The sequence below is a fragment of the Bradyrhizobium sp. LA6.1 genome, from assembly GCF_040547805.1.
GTDB lineage: Bacteria > Pseudomonadota > Alphaproteobacteria > Rhizobiales > Xanthobacteraceae > Bradyrhizobium > Bradyrhizobium barranii.
Map to the genome: position 1 here is coordinate 540573 of NZ_JBEPQK010000001.1, position 18222 is coordinate 558794.

Below are 18222 nucleotides of genomic sequence, written 5' to 3' on the forward strand. Positions count from 1 at the left end.
CTGCTCAAAACATCATCACTGCGGCTCCTCGGCGTCGCCCTTCGGCCGCGCGCCGCCGAAGATGCGCATGCCTTCCGCCGTGAGATAGGTCTTCAGCGTTTCCCACGGCACGAAGGCGACATATTCGCCCTCGGCGTAGGGGCCGACCGCGTAAGGCGGATAGTGGAAGGTGAGCCCGGAACTCTTGCCCGCTTCGGTTGACGGCGCGAGCGTCACCGCGCCGATCTTGAGCAGGCTCGGCTCGACGCTCTTGAACCACTCGTCGGTCGCGGTCTCGCTGGTGTCGCGCTTCTTCTTCTCGGCTCTCAGCGAAGCGATCACGGCCTTCACCATCGCCTTCATGGTCGCCCCGTTGTCGGCGGTCTCGGTGAAGAACGGGCGGATCGAGATGCGCTTGTGCTCGCTCTTGTCCCACAGGATCGTGTTCACGTCCGAGTTGGGATGCGCGCCATGAGTGTCCATGTAATCGTTGCGCAGGACGCTGACATAGCGATCGCCGACAACGGAGCGGATCGCATATTTGCGTTCGAAATCCCAGCCGCCGTCCTTGAAGAACTGCGGATCTTCCTTGCGCGCGGCGGCGGCCTCGGCCGCGTTCTTGTCTAGCCACTTCCTGCCCTCAGTGAGGCAATCCGCAGCGAGCGCCGCATCCGCCTTGATCCTGTCGTCGAGGAAGACGCGGGCGTCGATGCTCTTGGTCTTGACGACGGCGTCGGGCTTGGGGTCCGCCGCGAGGGCGGAGATCACGCACGTTGCGCTAAGCGCCATGGCGACGCTCAAACCGATCATGAACTTCAAGGGGAGTGCTCCTACGTGAGCGTCAGAATATTTCGAGGATGTCGTCTGCGATCTGCTGCGCAGAGTGGGGGGAGGCGGAGCGCCGGACAGTCGCCTGCGCCTGCAGGCCGGTTGCGTCCTCGATGATCTGCTCGACGTCGATCAGGTTGAGCAGCGAGAAAGAGGCCTCCGGTTCGACCTCGACCAGGACATCGATGTCGCTGTGCGGGTGATAATCGTCGCCGTCCCGCGTGCCGAGGATGGCGAGCTTCGAGACGCCCTTGGCTTTGATGGCATCAGCGTTCCTGCGTATCGCAGCGATGACCTCATCACGTGTCATGGAGACAATCCGGCCGGTGATGCGGCCAGCGTACCATCTACTCCGCCGCCTCGCTATGCCCGAGCCGGGCATTCAGCTTGCGGATCAGCTCCTCGGCGGCTTCCGCGATCACCGTGCCCGGCGGGAAGATGGCTTCGGCGCCGGCCGCATAGAGCGCGTCGTAATCCTGCGGCGGCACCACGCCGCCGATGATGATCATGATGTCGTCGCGGCCCTGTTTCTTCAGCGCGGCCTTGAGTTCAGGCACTGCGGTGAGATGGGCGGCGGCGAGCGAGGAGACGCCGAGGATGTGCACGTCGTTCTCGACCGCCTGCCGCGCAGCTTCATCGGCAGTTGCAAACAGCGGCCCGATGTCGACGTCGAAGCCGATGTCGGCGAAGGCCGAGGCAATCACCTTCTGGCCGCGGTCGTGGCCGTCCTGGCCGATCTTGGCGACCAGGATGCGCGGCCGGCGGCCTTCCGCCTCCTCGAAGGCGTCGATCAGCGCCTGAACCTTCTCGACCTGGTTACCCATGCTGGACGCCTCCCGCTTGTAGACGCCGGTGATGGACTTGATCTCGGCGCGGTGCCGGCCGAACACCTTTTCCATCGCGTCCGAGATTTCGCCGACGGTCGCCTTCGCCCGTGCCGCGTCGATCGCGAGTGCGAGCAGATTGCCGTTGCCTTCGCCGGCCGAGCGCGTCAGCGCGGCAAGCGCCGCGTCGACGTCGGTCTGGTTGCGCTCGGATTTGAGCCGCGTCAGCTTGTCGATCTGGAGGCGGCGGACATTGGTGTTGTCGACCTTGAGGATGTCGATGGGAGCCTCATCCGTCGGCTTGTACTTGTTGACGCCGATCACCGCCTGCTTGCCGGCATCGATCCGGGCCTGCGTCTTGGCCGAGGCCTCCTCGATGCGCAGCTTGGGCACGCCGGCCTCGATGGCCTTGGCCATACCGCCAAGCTCCTCGACCTCCTGGATGTGGCCCCAGGCCTTCGCCGCGAGATCGCGCGTCAGCCGCTCGACATAATACGAGCCGCCCCAGGGATCGATGATGCGGGTGGTGCCGCTCTCCTGCTGCAGGAACAGCTGCGTGTTGCGGGCGATGCGCGCCGAGAAGTCGGTCGGCAGCGCCAAGGCCTCGTCGAGCGCGTTGGTGTGCAGCGACTGGGTGTGGCCCTGGGTGGCCGCCATCGCCTCCACCGTCGTGCGCATCACATTGTTGAACACGTCCTGTGCGGTCAGGGACCAGCCCGAGGTCTGGCAATGCGTGCGCAGCGACAGCGAACGCGGGTCCTTCGGATTGAACGGCTTCAGCAGCTTCGCCCAGAGCAGGCGCGCGGCGCGCATCTTGGCGACTTCCATGAAGAAGTTCATGCCGATCGCCCAGAAAAACGACAGGCGCGGCGCAAAGCGGTCGACATCCAGGCCGGCGGCAAGTCCTGCACGCAGATATTCGACGCCGTCGGCCAGCGTATAGGCGAGCTCGAGATCCTGCGTCGCGCCGGCCTCCTGCATGTGATAGCCGGAGATCGAGATCGAATTGTACTTTGGCATCTTCGAGGAGGTGTAGGCGAAGATGTCCGAGATGATCCGCATCGAGGGCGCGGGCGGGTAGATGTAGGTGTTGCGCACCATGAACTCTTTCAGAATGTCGTTCTGAATCGTCCCTGAGAGCTTTTCTGGCGCCACGCCCTGTTCGCCTGCGGCCGCGACATAGAGCGCGAGGATCGGCAGCACCGCGCCGTTCATGGTCATGGACACGCTCATCTGGTCGAGCGGAATGCCTGCAAACAGCGTGCGCATGTCGTAGATGGAATCGATGGCAACGCCGGCCATGCCGACGTCGCCGCCGACGCGCGGATGGTCGCTGTCGTAGCCGCGATGGGTGGCGAGGTCGAAAGCGACCGAGAGGCCCTTCTGTCCTGCCGCGAGGTTGCGGCGATAGAACGCGTTGGAATCCTCCGCCGTGGAGAAGCCGGCATATTGCCTGACGGTCCAGGGCTGGTTGACATACATTGTCGGATAGGGGCCGCGCAGGTAGGGCGCAATGCCCGGATAGGTATCGAGGAAATCGAGCCCGGCAAGATCGGCCTCGCCGTAAGCGGGCTTCACCAGAATGCCCTCGGGCGTCAGCCACGGCTCGGCATTGCCGGTCGGCGCGGCGGTAGCGATGCGCTCGAAGGCGACGTCGGCGAAATCAGGAATGCGGCTCATGGTTTCAACCATATCATTAGGCGCTCAATCATGATCCGGATGTTGATGGCTGACGATGGTCGCCATCTTCTCCGGCCCGTAATTCTGTTGCGTGGTCTGGCTCGGCAAATTGGAGATTCCGACCACCCAGCCGAGGCGGGATTCAGTTCCGTATTGGCGCGTCGGCACCAGCTGGTCGGGCCGGTCGAAGGCGCCGGTCATGATCTCGATCCGGTCGCCGTCGATGCGGCCAAAGCTCAGCGGCGTGCCGCAGGCGGCGCAATAGCCGCGATCAGCGATCGAGGAGGAGCGGAAGAACGCCGGCTGCCCCTTGCTCCAGGCGAAATCCGTCCGGTTGATGTCGGCGAAGGACGCGAACGGCGCGCCGCTCGCCTTCTGGCACATCCGGCAATGGCAGATCGAAACCCTGTTGGGGGTTGCCGAAATCGCAAAGCGCACCGCGCCGCATTGACAGCCGCCGGTGAAAACTGGTTTGCCCGCCTCGCTCATGCCTGCTCCATCCGTCGGTAGGCGTCTTGCAGTGTCGCAAGCGCATCGCCTCCGGCGAAGACAAAACCCGTGACGCCGGCCGCACGGAGCGCCGCCTCGGCATCGGTCGGACGGCCTGCCAGATAGATATGTCGCGCGCCCGCCGATTGCAGGGCCTTCGCCGCGGCGTCGGCGTGTTCCGGATAGACCTTGTCGCTGGAACAAAGACAGGCAAGCTCGGCGCCGGAGGCCTTGAATGCGGCGGCCAGTTTGGCCGGATCGGCAAAGCCCTCGCTGTCGATTGCCTGGATGCCGCCGGCCTCGAACAAGCTCTTGGCAAAGGTCGCCCGCGCCGTGAAATCGGCGGGTGTGCCGAGATTGGCCAGAAACACCGTTGGCCGCGCGCCGCGCGCCTTCAGCACCGCATCGGATTTGTCGCGTAGCGCCTCGAACGGTTCCGCCAGCCGGATCGGCGGCAGCGCGTCGAACTTGTACTTCTGTTCGCCATAGGGTGCGAGCGCGACGGGCGTCGCCGTCAGCACGCCTGTCTCGCGCTCATGCAGGTTGGGAAACTCGCTGGCGCCGGTCAGCACGTCGCGGCGCTTTGCGATGTTGGCGTCGCGGGCCTTTCGCGCGGCCGCGACCTTGCTCTGGAACAGACCCTGTTGAAGCGCGGCGAAGGCGCCGCCGGCTTTCTCGCTCTCCTGGAACAGCGCCCAGGCGGCCTCGCAAAGCTGCGCCGTCAATGTCTCGATGCCGCCTGCGCCCGCTGCGGGATCGCTGACCTTGGCGAGGTTGCTTTCTTCCAGCAGCAGGGCTTGCGTGTTGCGCGCCACGCGCCGTGCAAAGGGATCGGGTAGCCCGAGCGCCAGCGTATGCGGCAGCACGGTGATCGCATTGGCGCCGGCGAGCCCGGCCGCGAATGTCGCGATGGTCGCGCGCAGCATGTTCACGTAGGGATCGCGCTGCGTCAGCATGCGCCAGGCCGTATCGGCGGCAATGAACAGCGGCTTCGGCGTCAGCCCGCACGCCGTCTCGATGCGCGCCCACAGCAGCCGCAGTGCGCGGAATTTTGCCATGGTCAAGAACTGGTCGGCATCCGCGGCGAGCCGCGCATAGATCATGTCCTGCGCCTGCTCCAGCGAAACGCCGGCGCCCTCGATCGCGCGCAGATAGGCGACGCCGCAGGCGAGCACGAACGCGAGCTCCTGCACCTCGGAGCCGCCGGCATCGTGGATCACGCGCCCGTCGGCGGATGCGAACGGTCCCGTGAAGCCGAGCGCGGCGAGCCCCTTGATGGCGCCGGTGACGGCCGGAACGATCTCGTTCCATGTGTAGGGGCTGTGACCCCACACCGCGCCGGCCGCGAGCGGATCGAGCCCGAAGCGGATGTTGCAGGCGGCGGGATCGAGGCCGTTGCTCTTCACATATTCCGCGACATGGATCGCCGCCATCCGCGATTGCGGACCGATCTGGAGCTCGATGCCGATGCCGGCATCGAGATGAATATCCTTGAAGACCTTGGCGACCGCATCGGCCGAAGGTTCCAGCCCGAACCCGTGAGCGCCACTGCCGCCGGCGAACACCAGCGCGAGACCCGTCGCGCCATTTTCGAGATCGGTCAGCGCCTGCGCATTCGCGAGCGCCGCATCGGGATGGTCGATCCGCTGCATGATCTGCCACGGCGCGGCGGCAGGCCGTCCCACCACGGGCGCAACGCCCTTGGCGCGGGGATAGAGCGGGTCGATCTTGAGGCCGTCATAAGTCCTGCCGACCAGCTTCTCGAACGGCGCGCCCTTCAGCACGCCGTCGACCAGCTTGCGCCAGTCGTCGACGGTCGCCTTGGGAAAATCGGCCGCCAGCGGCAGGTCGTCAGTCACGGAGGTCATACGGCCAAGGGCTCCCAAAAATCTTGTTGTTCGCAGGCGAAATTGCCACGGCCGGCCGTCGCTGCAAACGGTTGTTTTTGGTTAACCGGTATCCGGAAGCCGCTCAATGCCTTGCGTCGAGACGCTGGCAAGCCCGTCACGCACACGAATGCCTGAGATCACGCGGTCGGGCGCGATTTCGGTCAGCGGCACCAGCACGAAGGCGCGCTCGAACAAGCGCGGATGCGGCAAGGTCAGGTCGGGTTTCTGCAAGCTGACATCGTCATAGGCGATCATGTCGAGATCGAGCGTGCGCGGGCCCCATTGCCTCTCCTTGTTCCGTGTGCGGCCGAATTTCTGCTCGACCTTATGCATCACGAACAAGAGCGCATGCGGATCGAGGCTGGTTTCGATCTCGACGCAGGCATTGATGAAGGGATCCTGGTCCTCGTCGCCCCAGGGCGGCGTCGCATAGTCCGAGGAGCGCGCGACCAGCGCGGCTTGCGCCATGCCGCAGATGTGCGAGATCGCCTTCCGGAACGTCGCGCGGACATCGCCGACATTGCCGCCGAGTGCGATCAGCACGCTCGCCATCTTACGGATGCCGCGAGCGCGTCAGCATGATGCCGACGTCGTCGAAGATCGCGGCGATCGGCGCATGCGGCTTGTGCACGGTGATCTTCACGGCGCGGATGCGCGGGAAGTGCGACAGGATGGCATCGGCGACCGCGCCGGCCGCCCGCTCCAAGAGCTTGTAGTTGGTGTTCTTGAACGCCGCCGTCGTGGTCGCCACGACTTCGGCGTAGGACACCGTGTCGGCGAGCCGGTCGCTACGCGACGGCTCCGACAAATCGGTATAGAGCTCGAGATCGATGACGAAGCGCTGGCCGACTTCGGTCTCGTGATCCATCACGCCGTGGCGGGCATGGATCGACAGGCCGGTGACGAAGATCGTATCGGTCATTGCTTGCTCTCGATTGCGTTCGCGACCCGCAGGGCCTGCAAGGTCTCGGCGACGTCATGGGTGCGGATGATTTTGGCTCCGCGCTGTGCGGCGATCAGATGCGCGGCGATCGAGCCGGCGAGCCGTTCTTTCGGCTCCGAGGGCGACACCGAAGCGATGAAGCGTTTTCGCGAGGCACCAACGAGGATCGGCAGGCCGAACATGTCGAATTCGCGCAGCCGCGCCAGCGCGGTCATGCTCTGCTCGGCCGTCTTGCCGAAGCCGATGCCGGGATCGAGCACGATCTTGTCGCGCGCGATGCCGGCCTTGGCGGCGATATCGAGCGAGCGCAGGAAGAACGCCTTCATGTCCGCGACGATGTCGATGGCGGAATCGACGGTCTCGCGGTTGTGCATGACGATGACGGGGACGCCGCGCGCGGCGATGAGCTGTGCCATGGCGGTGTCGCGCTGCAGGCCCCAGACGTCGTTGGCGATCGCAGCGCCCTGGTCGAGCGCAAAGGCCACGACTTCAGCCTTCATGCTGTCGATCGACACGGGGACGCCCAGCGCCACCACGCCTGACAGCACAGGCTTCAGCCGGGCCAGCTCGTCCGCGGCTGTCACCGGCCGGGCGCCCGTGTAGGGCCGGGTGGACTCGGCGCCGATGTCGATGATGTCGACGCCGGCCTCGATCATCGCCCGCGCCCGCGCAAGCGCCAGCTCGGGCGCGATGAACTCGCCGCCATCGGAGAAGGAATCCGGGGTGACGTTGAGCACGCCCATCACTGCCGGAATCGGCCGCTCCAGCAGCGTCCGCAGCACGTCGGGCCCGGCCGAGCCGGCCGGCGGGACGGATGGGGAGGGCGAGGCATTCATGCGGCCCGCTTTAGCGGTCGGGGAGGGGGGATTCAAGGTGGGAGGTGGCGAATGTCGATGTGTTCGCGGAGCATCGATCGCCTCCACTGTCATTGCCCGCGAAAGCGGGCAATCCAGTATTCCGAGGCCGTGCGGTGATACGGAGGAGCCGCAGCGTACCGGATACCCCGCCTTCGCGGGGTATGACACCGAGAGCTAACGCGGCAGGTCGTATGCCGAGGGAGATGCCCTAATACGTAATCTTCGGCGGCAGCTTCTTCGCCTTGGCGATGATGTCGCCGACCGATTTTTCCGAGGGCAGGATGCGGACGAGCTTCTTCTTCACGTTGGCTTCCCGCATGCTCTGGGCCAGCCGTGCCGGATTCCGATAGGCGAGCTCGCGCACGGTGGTGACGCCGGCGGCGCGGACGAGGCCGACCTTGGCCCGGCCCATCCCGGGAATGCGCATGTAGTCGGAGACGTTGGCCCATTCCAGCAACTGCTGCTCGCTGATGCCGGTCTTGGCGGCGAGCGCCTTGCGACCCTTCACGGTCGAGGCCGCCTCGAGCAGTGCGTCGGTCGTGCGGATTCCTTGCGCCTTCAATTTGTTGGCGGCAAAGGCTGGCAGGCCCTCAATCTCGGAGATCGGATATGTCATGATGCTCGATATGAAAAGCGTCGCTCAGGCGAACTGGCTGAGGCCCGGCGTCCCCGCGATGATCTTGCCCATCTGATCCGCTCCGATTTTGTCTCGGCCGTAGCGGAAAAGTTCACGGGCAACGTTCTGAATCTCGGACATGCCAAGTCCCAGGCCCATCAGGCGCGTGCCGACGGCCATCAGGCCGCCGCCCATCAGCCGCGACAGTCCGCCGCCGCTCCTGGACGCTTCTATCGCCGCTTCTGCACCGGGAATCTGATCGATCAGCGCTTCGACGTTCTCGGAAGGACCTTCGCTGCGGAGGAAGCCCAGGATAATGCCGACGGTCTTTTCAGCCACAGCACCATCTATGCTGGCGTTCGACGCCAGCCGCCCGATCAGCTCGTCCATAAGGCCCGCCCCTCAGCCGGTTTGCATGCCCGAGTATTGCTTCCGAAATGATCTTGATCCGGAGCGATGTGAAATACAAGCGATGAACGTACGCAAGGTTCCGATTCACTCTCGAAGGCGCGAAAAGTGTTGCAACGATGCAAGAGCGGAGATGGATTCAGCGAAAAATTGCCGCGGTGCGAACGCGTCATTCCTACTTTCGGCTGATGTCGGCGGTATGTTTCCGACAATGTCGCATGCTCGGGGCGCGTTGAACGGTTTTAATCCGCACGCGACATGCGTTAAACTACGGAGCAGGTGCATTCGAGTTTCAATAGGCGAAACACGGCAGAGAGATCAGAGAGAAGCATGACCGCACAGGACAGCAAGCTCGGCGACACCGACGACAAGATCTTCGTCGGCAAGGGAGACGAGCAGGCATGGCTGACGCTGGCGCTTGCCAATCGCCACGGCCTCGTCACGGGTGCAACCGGGACCGGTAAGACGGTATCGCTGCAAGTCATGGCGGAAGGATTTGCGCGCGCCGGCGTTCCGGTCTTCGCATCCGACATCAAGGGCGACCTCTCCGGCATCTCCGAGGTCGGCGAGGCCAAGGATTTCATTGTCAAGCGTGCCACCGAGATGGGGCTGACGTTCCAGCCCGACCAGTTCTCGACGGTGTTCTGGGACGTGTTCGGCGAACAGGGCCATCCGGTGCGGGCGACCGTCACGGAGATGGGGCCGCTTCTGCTCGCGCGCATGCTCGACCTGAACGACGTGCAGGAAGGCGTGCTCAACGTCGCCTTCCGCGTCGCCGACGACAACGGGCTGACCCTCATCGACATGAAGGATCTGCGCGCGCTGCTCGATGCCATCGTGCCGGATGCCGGCAAGAAGGGGGCGGACGCCGTGGAAAGCCCGCTTGCCGACATCAAGAAGGAGGCTCAGGGTTTTGGCAACGTCACCAAGGCCACCGTCGGCACCATCCAGCGCCAGCTGCTGGTGCTCGAGAACCAGGGCGGCACCAAATTCTTCGGCGAGCCGGCGCTGACGCTGAAGGACTTCATGAAGACCGACCGCGACGGCCGCGGCATGGTCAACATCCTTGTTGCCGACAAGCTGCTGCAGAGTCCACGGCTTTACGCGACATTCCTGCTGTGGATGCTGTCAGAATTGTTCGAGGAGTTGCCCGAGGCCGGCGACCTGCCGAAGCCGAAGCTGGTGTTCTTCTTCGACGAGGCACATCTGTTGTTCAACGACGCGCCGAAGGCGTTGATGGACAAGATCGAGCAGGTGGTGCGTTTGATCCGGTCCAAGGGCGTCGGCGTCTATTTCGTGACGCAAAACCCCGTCGACGTGCCCGACCGCGTGCTCGGGCAATTGGGCAACCGTGTCCAGCATGCGCTGCGTGCCTTCACCCCGCGCGACCAGAAGGCGGTCGCCGCTGCGGCCCAGACCTTCCGGCCCAACCCGAAGCTCGACACCGCCAAGGTGATCATGGAGCTCGGCAAGGGCGAGGCGCTGGTGTCCTTCCTCGAAGGCAACGGCACGCCGACGATGGTCGAGCGTGTCATGATCCGGCCGCCATCGGCCCGCATCGGATCGATCACGCCCGAAGAGCGCAAGGCGATCATGGATGCGAGCCCGGTGAAGGGCAAATACGACACCGCTGTCGATGCCGAATCGGCCTACGAGATGATCCAGAAGCGGATTACCGGCACGGCTGCGACTGCCGATGCCGGTGCGGCCGACGGAGGTGGCGGCGGCATTCTCGGCCAGATCGGCTCGATGGTCGGCACCATCTTCGGCACCAACGTCAAGCGCGGCCGTTTGTCGGCGGGCCAGGTCATCGCGCGCGACGTGACGCGATCGGTCACCAACCAGGTGATCGGGGGGATGGCGGCCAATCTCGGCAAGTCGGTCGCCGGCCAGCTCGGTGGCTCGATCGGCCGCACCCTGGTGCGAGGCGCGCTCGGCGGGCTGCTGCGTCGTTAGGCAGAGAAGCCGGGTTTGAGGCACTAAAGCCTCCACTGCGTCAAGCCCGGCAGGACGAAATCTCGCGAGTATTTGGATGCGATTGCCCCGCACGCCGGGCGAGGCCGAACACCATAAATTCAGGTGAAGGGGGTTCTCCAAGCGTCCGTCGGTCTGCTACGTGCTATTTGTTGCCGACGGGACATAATGTGACATCACCGAATCTATCAGACAAACTTGGCCCGCACAGAGCCTTGTCGCTGCGTGCGCCGCTCGATCTGCTCTTCCTGATCTGCTGCGTCCTCCTGACCGCTGACGTGCTCGTTCCCGAGATCTTCGGCCACGGCAAGACCAAGGATTATGGGCTGTGGTACTGGGCCGGGCAGCAGGTGCTGCACGGTGGATCGCTCTATCCCGACCAGATCGGCGAGTATTTCGAATTCATTTATCCACCGCTGCCGGCGATCCTGCTGGCGATCCCGAGCTGGTTCGGCAAGATCCCGCTCTATGTCGTGCTGTCGATCCTGAACGTGGTGGCATGGTGGTACACGGGCAACTTCTCCAATGCCATGACGGGATCGGGCCGCAGGCCCGGCCCATGGCTCGAAGCGCTGCCGGCCATCGTCACCGTGACCTTTGTGTTCGACATGTTCGACCTCGGCCAGCCGAACCTCGTGCTGCTGGCGATGATGCTCTGGGGCTTCTGGTTGTTGCAGCGTCAACGGTCCTGGCTCGCGGGCTTCCTGTTCGCGCTCGCCACCGCCATCAAGGTGTTTCCGATCGCGGTGCTGCCCTATCTGATCTGGCGCAGGAAGTGGGCGGCCACCGTCGCGACGGTCGCTTTCACCGGCATCCTTCTCTATGTCGTGCCTGCACCGATCCGCGGCTTCGAGCGCAACGCGGCCGAGCTCAAGACCTGGTATCAGGGCATGGTCGGCACGAGCTCGGAAAAGGGCTTTGGCCAGCGCGATGAGCAGAACTGGTCGTGGGTCAACCAGTCCCTCATTGCCGTCACGCACCGTCTGGTCCGGCCGATCAACTACAATCAGGAAGATCCCAGCAAGCCACCGCGCACGATGAATGTCATCGACGTCGACTACAAGACGGCGAACTTGATCGTGATGGCGTTGTCGGCGTTGCTCGGGCTCGGCTTCCTCGCGGTGATGCCGCCGCAAGCGCGGCGAACGGCGCGCTCGGATGCCGAGGAGCTCGGCATCCTGTTCTGCCTGATGACGGTGGCATCGCCGCTGGCACGGCAATACTACTTCATGTGGCTGTTCTTCCCGATGACGGTGCTGATGCATCGCGCCGCCTTCGACGCGCGACCGAACGTGCGGCTGGGAACCTGGCTCGCGCTGGGCGCCGCCGGCATCCTCATGCTGCTGTCGCTGCCGTGGTTTCCCAATGTCATCCAGGCCTGGGGCAATAACCTTGTCGCGACCGCCATTCTTGCGGGTAGCCTCGCATGGCACATCCGGCATCCGCCGGTTGCGGCTGGCTCCGAGGCGGCGGCAGCGCTAAAACCCGGTACCTCTTGAGACTCAAAAGTCAGGAATACGACCATGGCCAATGCGCAGCTTCAATCGGTGCTCGATCACATCGACAAGGATTTTGACAACAGCCTGGAGCGTCTGTTCTCGCTGTTGCGGATCAAGTCGATCTCTGCGGATCCGGCTTTTGCCGCCGACTGCAAGGCCGCGGCCGAGCATCTCGCCAAGGACATCGCGAGCCTCGGTGTCGCCACTGAAGTGCGCCCGACCGCCGGCCATCCCGCCATCGTCGGCAAGACCGGGGCCGGCGGACGGCCGCATGTGATTTTCTACGGCCATTACGACGTGCAGCCGGTCGATCCGCTCGATCTCTGGCACCGTCCGCCGTTCGAGCCTGCCGTCACCGACCATGCCGACGGCCGCAAGATCATCGTCGCGCGCGGTGCCGAGGACGACAAGGGCCAGGTCATGACCTTCGTCGAGGCCTGCCGCGCCTGGAAGAAAGTGACGGGCTCGCTGCCGATCGACATCACCTTCCTGATCGAAGGCGAGGAGGAGGTCGGCTCCAAGAATTTCGTGCCGTTCATCGAGGCCAACAAGGACGAGTTCAAAGCGGACTACGTGCTGGTCTGCGACACCGGCATGTGGGACCGCAACACGCCCGCGATCACGACGTCGCTTCGCGGTCTGCTCTATGAAGAGCTGAAGATCACCGCCGCCAATCGCGATTTGCATTCCGGCGTGTTCGGCGGCAGCGCCATGAACCCGATCCGGGTACTGACGAAAATCCTGGGCGGCCTGTTCGACGACGACAACCGCATCACCATCCCCGGCTTCTATGACGGCGTGAAGGATCTGCCACCTGATATCCTGGAGCAGTGGAAGAAGCTCAACCTCACGCCGGAGATGTTCCTCAAGCCGATCGGCCTGTCGATCCCCGCCGGCGAGAAGGGCCGGCTGCTGATCGAGCAGGCCTCGTCGCGTCCGACCTGCGACGTCAACGGCATCTGGGGCGGCTATATCGGCGAAGGCTCCAAGACAGTGATCCCGTCGCACGCTTCAGCCAAGGTCTCGTTCCGCCTGGTCGAAGGGCAGGATCCCCAAAAGATCCGCAAGGCCTTCCGCGACTACGTGACGGCGCGTATCCCCGGCGACTGCAAGGTCGAGTTCGGCGATCATTCCGCCGCGCCCGCGGTGGCGCTCGACTGGAACATGAAACCGCTCGCCGCCGCCAGCAAGGCGCTGACCGAGGAGTGGGGCAAGGAGACCGTGCTGATGGGCTCGGGCGCCTCGATCCCGATCGTCGCCGACTTCAAGCGGACGCTTGGGCTCGACTCGCTGCTGGTCGGCTTCGGATTGGACGACGACAACATCCATTCGCCGAACGAGAAATACGACCTCCGCAGTTTCCAGAAGGGTATCCGCTCCTGGGCGCGGATCCTCGCGGCGCTCGCGGACGTGAAATAGGCGCGGTGCCGTAGGGTGGGCAAAGGCGCAAAGCGCCGCGCCCACCCTTCGTCCGCGATCGCGATAGAAGAGGTGGGCACGCTTCCGCCTTCGCTCTTCGAGCTACGGCGGACAAGTCGCTTTGCCCACCCTACGAAGACTCTCTCCTCGTTATTGCGAGCGTAGCGAAGCAATCCAGAATCCCTCCACGGGCACAGTCTGGATTGCTTCGTCGCTTCGCTCCTCGCAATGACGGCGCAAATAAAAACGCCGCCCGGAATTGGGCGGCGTTTCATTCCAAAAGGCGTAGAGGTTCGTTGAACGCTACCCTACACCAAATCCGGAAAATCTCAAGACCGGTAGCCCGGAAGCTCGCGGTCGAGCTTGCGCAGCAGCGGCGGCCAGACCAGGTTGGTGGCGCGCAGCTCGGCGCGGTCGCGGTTGGCGAGCAGCTCGGTGTTTTTCTCGATCGCAATCTCCTCGACCGGATAGACCGGCGTGCCCAGCGCGCGCGTGCGCACCTGCATCGAGCAGGCGCGCTCGAGGTGGTACATGCGCTCGAACGCGGAGGCGACCGAGCGGCCGACCGTCAGCGTGCCGTGATTACGCAGCAGCATGTGGTTGTGGTCGCCGAGGTCCTTCTGCAGCCGCGGCCGCTCGTTGTGGTCGAGCGCGATGCCCTCGTAGTCGTGATAGGCGAGGTCGTGGGTGACGAGCTGGGCGGTCTGGTTCAGCGGCAGCAGCCCTTCCGCGCTGCTCGACACCGCGGTGCCGTCGAGCGTGTGGAGATGCAGCACGCAGATTGCGTCCTCACGCACCTCGTGGATCGCCGAATGGATGGTGAAGCCGGCCGGGTTGATGCTGTACTCGCTCTCGGAGAGCTGGTTGCCGTGCAGGTCGACCTTGACGAGGCTCGATGCCGTGATCTCGTCGAACATCAGTCCGTAGGGGTTGATGAGGAAGTGATGGTCGGGGCCGGGCACGCGCGCCGAAATGTGGGTGTCGACCAGATCGTCCCAGCCGTACAGCGAGACGAGGCGGTAGCAGGCGGCGAGATTGACCCGTTGCTGCCACTCCGCCTCCGTCATGTTCGACGGCACTTCCTTCAGGCGCGCTTCCGCTGGCGACATGGCTTATCTCTCCGAACTTCGTTGTTGCGGGGAGGGAGCGTAGTCGCGGGTGAGGCTGGCGGCAAGGCGGTCAAATCGCAGCAGCCACGCGTAGCCCGCATGGAGCCAACGGGTCGGCGCGAAGCGCCGCCCGATGACAGGCTCCGCGAAATGCGGGGGCCTCACGAAAGGTCCCGGATTTCGCTTCCGCGTTCGCTCTTCGAGCTACGGCGGACAAGTCGCTCCATCCGGGCTACGGTCCGGAGAAAATTATTACGGCGCCGGGATCGACAGCAGGCTGGAAATGCTGCGGCCGCGGATGTCGTAGACGCGGGCGAACACCACGTCGTCGCGCTTGATCTCGACCATCACGGGCGCGGTCAGGCCCTTGCAGTAGAACTCGCCGAGCGTCATCGCGAAATCGGCCGCGTTGGAATCCCAGCCGATGGTGAAGTCGGGCCCGAGCGCCACCTGGGCCGGGCGCTGCGGACCGCACACCGCGACCTTCCATTTGCGGTTGCCCGGCGCCACTTCCTGCCGCTCGACGATCTGCTCGCGCAGTTCGTCCGAGGCCTGCTTCAGCGCAAGGCCCCAATAGTCCAGCATGAAGCGATCGTCGGCGCCGCGCACGGTGCCGGCGATGTGGTTGAAATGCGTGTACTGATAGGGATGCAGCCGGATCATCTCGGCCAGCGAGAGCGCGAGGCCGAAGCAGAAGGTCGCGAGCACGACGGGCTGCCAGGTGCGGTGGTTGGAGCGCAGGCGCTCCATGGCCCAGGCAAAGGCGACGCCGCCGAGCACCGCCATCGGCGGGATCACGAAGACGAAATGGCGGATGCCGTTGTACAGCGCCGGCCGCTTCACCATCGCGATCGCGAGCGGCAGGGTCGCCGCCAGCGTCAGCATCAAGAGGATGGTCTTGCGGCGGGCCGGAACCTCGCGGCGCGGCAGCATCGCGAAGGTGCTGACCACGGCGCCGCCCATCAGCACCAGCATCACCTCGGGCAGCTGCAGCGCGAACAGCGTCGGCAGATAGGACCAGGGCATGTCGGGCACGGACACGATCGCGCCGTCGAACATCTCCTTCCAGGGCTTCTCGAAGAAATGCGAGAAATAGGTCAGGGCCTCGAAGGGATTGCCGGGCTCCATGATCGACCACGGCCAGATCAGGCCCATCACGAGATAGCCGAACACGAGGCCCGGCAGCAGCACGTAGACGACATGGGCGAAGCGGCGGGCTGCTTCGCGGGCGCCTTCGGTGCGCAGCTCCTCCAGGAACAACGGCATGAAGCCGATCATGGCGTAGACCAGCGCGAGGCCGCCGAGGACGCGGCAGCCGAGCGAGAGGCCGGCACCCAGGCCGACGATCAGGATCGTGCGCGGCGACGGCTGCGGATATTCCTCGGCGAGGCGTACGAGGCCCAGCATCAGGATGATCATGGCCACCGCGAAGGGCGCGTCCTTCGGGTTCATGAACATGTGGCCGTAGAAGATCGGGCAGAGCGCGAGCAGCAGGAGCGCGGCAAGACCGGCAAGGGGCCCGCCGATGCGGCGGCCGAGCCGCCACGTCACCGCAAGCCCGATCACGCCGACCATGGCGCCGAGCAGGCGTCGCGTCTCGAACAGCTCGAGCGGAATGACCTTGTGCAGGAGAGCCGCGACCATGTCGAAGCCGCCGCCATACATGTAGAGATTCGCGAAGGAGAGCGCCGCGGTGTCCCTGAAGCCGGAACCGAACATGCGCAGCAGCAGGTCGGCATATTCAGCGTGGGTGTAATCGTCCCAGCCGAGCCCGTAGTCGCGGAAGGTCAAGCCTGCAATGACGGCGACCGCAGCCAGCACCAGCATGGCGAGATCGTCGCAAGTCCGTTCAACCGAGCGCCGCAGAGGCGTGTCGATCGCCGAAGTCGTGATGGATGTCATGGCTATTGGTGACCCGGAATCCCCTCTTGGCCCTGCTGGTGCCCGCGGGCCACTTCCCCGGAATCCCTATAGCGCAGTTCCATTACCAAGTAATTGGGCATTATGGCTAAAATCCTGATGCGACGCAGCAAATCCAGACAGTTGAGAGCAGCTTAGAAGTAGCGGGCCGTAGCTGAAGGGAATGTGAATAAGTCCCTGATATCCTTCCCTTTAGGAACGCAGGCTCTAATTCGCCGTTGGCGTGGAACACCGTATGACGGTATCGTGGCGTAACGGGTGTCGCGCACGGCTGCGCGACCAGGGGTGAGTTCGATGAGCTTGGCATTGTTGATTGTGGGGATTTTCGCCGTCCTGGCGGGCCTCCTTACGATCCTGTTCGGCTTCACCGTTAGGGAGGCCAGCCTCGGCAGCACCCTCATAATCTCCGGCACCATTGGCGTCTGCTCCGGAATGTTACTGGCCGGCCTCTACGTCGTGGTCGTGGAACTGAAGGGCATCGCCCGCCGGTTGGCCGGATCGGCCGCGCCGGGCGAGGTTCGGGTCAGGCCCGTGCTGCCGGGCCTCGCGGTGCCTGGCGCGCCAGTGTCCGAGCCGTTCCCGGCATCGGCGACGAAAACCGAGCCACCACCGGCCGGGGGTCTGCCGCCGTGGCAGAGCGAGGCCGCCGCGCGCGAGCGTCCGCGCGCCGAACCGCCGCCGGAGCCGGAAGCTCCGACGCCGCCTGCGGCTCCGGAAGCGCCGCGCCGCCGCAACCTGTTGTTCGCCTCGTCCTCCCGCAAGGAGCGCGAGCGCGCGGAGGCGAAGGCGACAGAGAGCTTGCCGCTGCAGCCTCATGACGAGCCCACGGAACCGGCCGCCCCGGAGAGTCAGCCGGCGAGCTTCGACGATGCCTGGCCGAGGCCGGACCGTATGCGGCCACCGGAACCGCCGGCCGCCGGGCGTCGCCCGCCGCCGCGCTCGCCGTCGATCTTTACCGAGCCCGGCCCGCCGCCGCCTCCCCCCGAACCGGCGCCGGTCGAGCAGGCGCCCGTGACCGTGCTCAAATCGGGTATCGTCGACGGCATGGCCTATTCGCTCTATTCCGACGGCTCGATCGAAGCGCAGATGCCGGAAGGCATGATGCGCTTTGCCTCGATCGACGAATTGCGCGCCCATCTCGACCAGCGGTCGTGAGACCGCCGCGTCCAAGTAGAGCGCCATCGTTCTTGTCACTTCGTCAGTAATCAGCTCATATTCGTCAGTCGTCTTATTTCGGCCGAACGTATTGTTGACACGGAATACTTTGGCGTCGTCAATCCGGCGAGACGCAAGGTCAGGGAAAGGTCGGGCCCATGTCGGATAACGGGGCTAAGAATTTCATCGAGCTGACGGCGAGCATCGTGTCCGCCTATGTCGGCAACAATCCGACGCCGGCGGCCGATATCCCGAACCTGATCAGCCAGGTGCATGGCGCCCTGGTGCGCGTCTCGTCAGGCCGCACCGAGACCGCGCCGCTCGAGCCGGCCAAGCCGGCGGTGTCGCTGAAGAAGTCGATCGCGCCGGACTATCTGGTCTGTCTGGAAGACGGCAAGCGCTTCAAGTCGCTGAAGCGCCATCTGCGCACCCAGTACAACATGACGCCGGAGCAATATCGCGAGAAATGGGGCCTGCCGGCCGACTATCCCATGGTCGCGCCGAACTACGCGGTGGCGCGCTCGCAACTGGCAAAGCAGATGGGACTGGGACAGCAGCAGCGGAAGCGGAAGTAAAGCTGCTTAGCTTACACAGGACTCGGTCCTCATCCTGAGGAGCCGCGAAGCGGCGTCT

Annotated in this window: 17 protein-coding genes; 5 read left to right on the forward strand and 12 right to left on the reverse strand. The window is 64.6% G+C overall.

The features are described from left to right. Positions 1-15: 15 nt before the first annotated feature. From ABIB99_RS02400 to ABIB99_RS02445, 10 genes are all read right to left on the reverse strand, one after another. Entirely contained in the window at positions 16-789 is a 774-nt protein-coding gene (locus ABIB99_RS02400) for an RsiV family protein (protein WP_208089341.1), read from the reverse strand. A gap of 31 nt (positions 790-820) precedes the next feature. Further along, complete coding sequence (locus ABIB99_RS02405; RefSeq protein WP_354174748.1) at positions 821-1117, reverse strand: nucleotidyltransferase family protein; 297 nt, start codon at positions 1115-1117, stop codon at positions 821-823. Positions 1118-1154: 37 nt separating this feature from the next. Next, positions 1155-3311, reverse strand: a complete 2157-nt coding sequence (gene scpA, locus ABIB99_RS02410; RefSeq protein WP_208085738.1) for a methylmalonyl-CoA mutase — start codon at positions 3309-3311, stop codon at positions 1155-1157. Between the two features lie 24 nt (positions 3312-3335). Further along, complete coding sequence (locus ABIB99_RS02415; protein ID WP_063984598.1) at positions 3336-3800, reverse strand: GFA family protein; 465 nt, start codon at positions 3798-3800, stop codon at positions 3336-3338. Next, the gene (locus ABIB99_RS02420) at positions 3797-5668 is read right to left on the reverse strand and encodes a methylmalonyl-CoA mutase family protein (protein ID WP_354174751.1); all 1872 of its coding nucleotides are present in this window, start codon (positions 5666-5668) and stop codon (positions 3797-3799) included. Before ABIB99_RS02420 ends, ABIB99_RS02415 begins: the two co-directional genes overlap by 4 nt. Positions 5669-5749: 81 nt before the next feature. After that, positions 5750-6241, reverse strand: coding sequence for a 2-amino-4-hydroxy-6-hydroxymethyldihydropteridine diphosphokinase (gene folK, locus ABIB99_RS02425; RefSeq protein ID WP_354174753.1), 492 nt, complete (start codon positions 6239-6241; stop codon positions 5750-5752). Between the two features lies 1 nt (position 6242). Continuing rightward, the gene (folB, locus tag ABIB99_RS02430) at positions 6243-6611 is read right to left on the reverse strand and encodes a dihydroneopterin aldolase (RefSeq protein ID WP_008553485.1); all 369 of its coding nucleotides are present in this window, start codon (positions 6609-6611) and stop codon (positions 6243-6245) included. Further along, positions 6608-7468 (reverse strand): dihydropteroate synthase, encoded by an 861-nt coding sequence (folP, locus tag ABIB99_RS02435; protein WP_354174755.1) that lies wholly within the window; start codon positions 7466-7468, stop codon positions 6608-6610. The genes folB and folP overlap by 4 nt, the downstream gene beginning before the upstream one ends. 229 nt (positions 7469-7697) lie before the next feature. Continuing rightward, positions 7698-8105 carry a DUF4332 domain-containing protein gene (locus ABIB99_RS02440; RefSeq protein ID WP_071915663.1) on the reverse strand — a complete coding sequence of 136 codons (408 nt, stop codon included), beginning with the start codon at positions 8103-8105 and terminating at the stop codon, positions 7698-7700. A 24-nt stretch (positions 8106-8129) separates the two neighbouring features. Next, complete coding sequence (locus tag ABIB99_RS02445; RefSeq protein ID WP_063984593.1) at positions 8130-8495, reverse strand: hypothetical protein; 366 nt, start codon at positions 8493-8495, stop codon at positions 8130-8132. A 348-nt stretch (positions 8496-8843) separates the two neighbouring features. Between ABIB99_RS02445 and ABIB99_RS02450 the strand changes: the two genes are divergently transcribed. The 3 genes from ABIB99_RS02450 to ABIB99_RS02460 all read left to right on the forward strand — a co-directional run bounded on the left by ABIB99_RS02450 (position 8844) and on the right by ABIB99_RS02460 (position 13405). Beyond that, positions 8844-10469 carry a helicase HerA-like domain-containing protein gene (locus tag ABIB99_RS02450; protein WP_354174758.1) on the forward strand — a complete coding sequence of 542 codons (1626 nt, stop codon included), beginning with the start codon at positions 8844-8846 and terminating at the stop codon, positions 10467-10469. Positions 10470-10702: 233 nt separating this feature from the next. Then, positions 10703-11986, forward strand: coding sequence for a glycosyltransferase family 87 protein (locus ABIB99_RS02455; RefSeq protein WP_354174760.1), 1284 nt, complete (start codon positions 10703-10705; stop codon positions 11984-11986). A 24-nt stretch (positions 11987-12010) separates the two neighbouring features. Continuing rightward, complete coding sequence (locus ABIB99_RS02460) at positions 12011-13405, forward strand: M20/M25/M40 family metallo-hydrolase (protein WP_354174762.1); 1395 nt, start codon at positions 12011-12013, stop codon at positions 13403-13405. A gap of 329 nt (positions 13406-13734) precedes the next feature. Here ABIB99_RS02460 and ABIB99_RS02465 read toward each other — a convergent pair whose 3' ends face one another. Together ABIB99_RS02465 and ABIB99_RS02470 are read right to left on the reverse strand one after the other, a co-directional pair. After that, positions 13735-14514: a class II aldolase/adducin family protein gene (locus ABIB99_RS02465; RefSeq protein ID WP_354174764.1), complete on the reverse strand. Its 780-nt coding sequence runs from the start codon at positions 14512-14514 to the stop codon at positions 13735-13737. A gap of 252 nt (positions 14515-14766) precedes the next feature. Beyond that, on the reverse strand, positions 14767-16416 hold the full coding sequence (locus ABIB99_RS02470; RefSeq protein WP_354174766.1) for a glycosyltransferase family 39 protein: 1650 nt from the start codon (positions 16414-16416) through the stop codon (positions 14767-14769). A gap of 312 nt (positions 16417-16728) precedes the next feature. Here ABIB99_RS02470 and ABIB99_RS02475 point away from each other — a divergent pair, with 312 nt between their 5' ends. Continuing rightward, complete coding sequence (locus tag ABIB99_RS02475; RefSeq protein ID WP_354174768.1) at positions 16729-17589, forward strand: DUF308 domain-containing protein; 861 nt, start codon at positions 16729-16731, stop codon at positions 17587-17589. A gap of 158 nt (positions 17590-17747) precedes the next feature. Next, positions 17748-18164, forward strand: a complete 417-nt coding sequence (locus tag ABIB99_RS02480; RefSeq protein WP_063984587.1) for a Ros/MucR family transcriptional regulator — start codon at positions 17748-17750, stop codon at positions 18162-18164. The last annotated feature ends 58 nt before the right edge of the window (positions 18165-18222 follow it).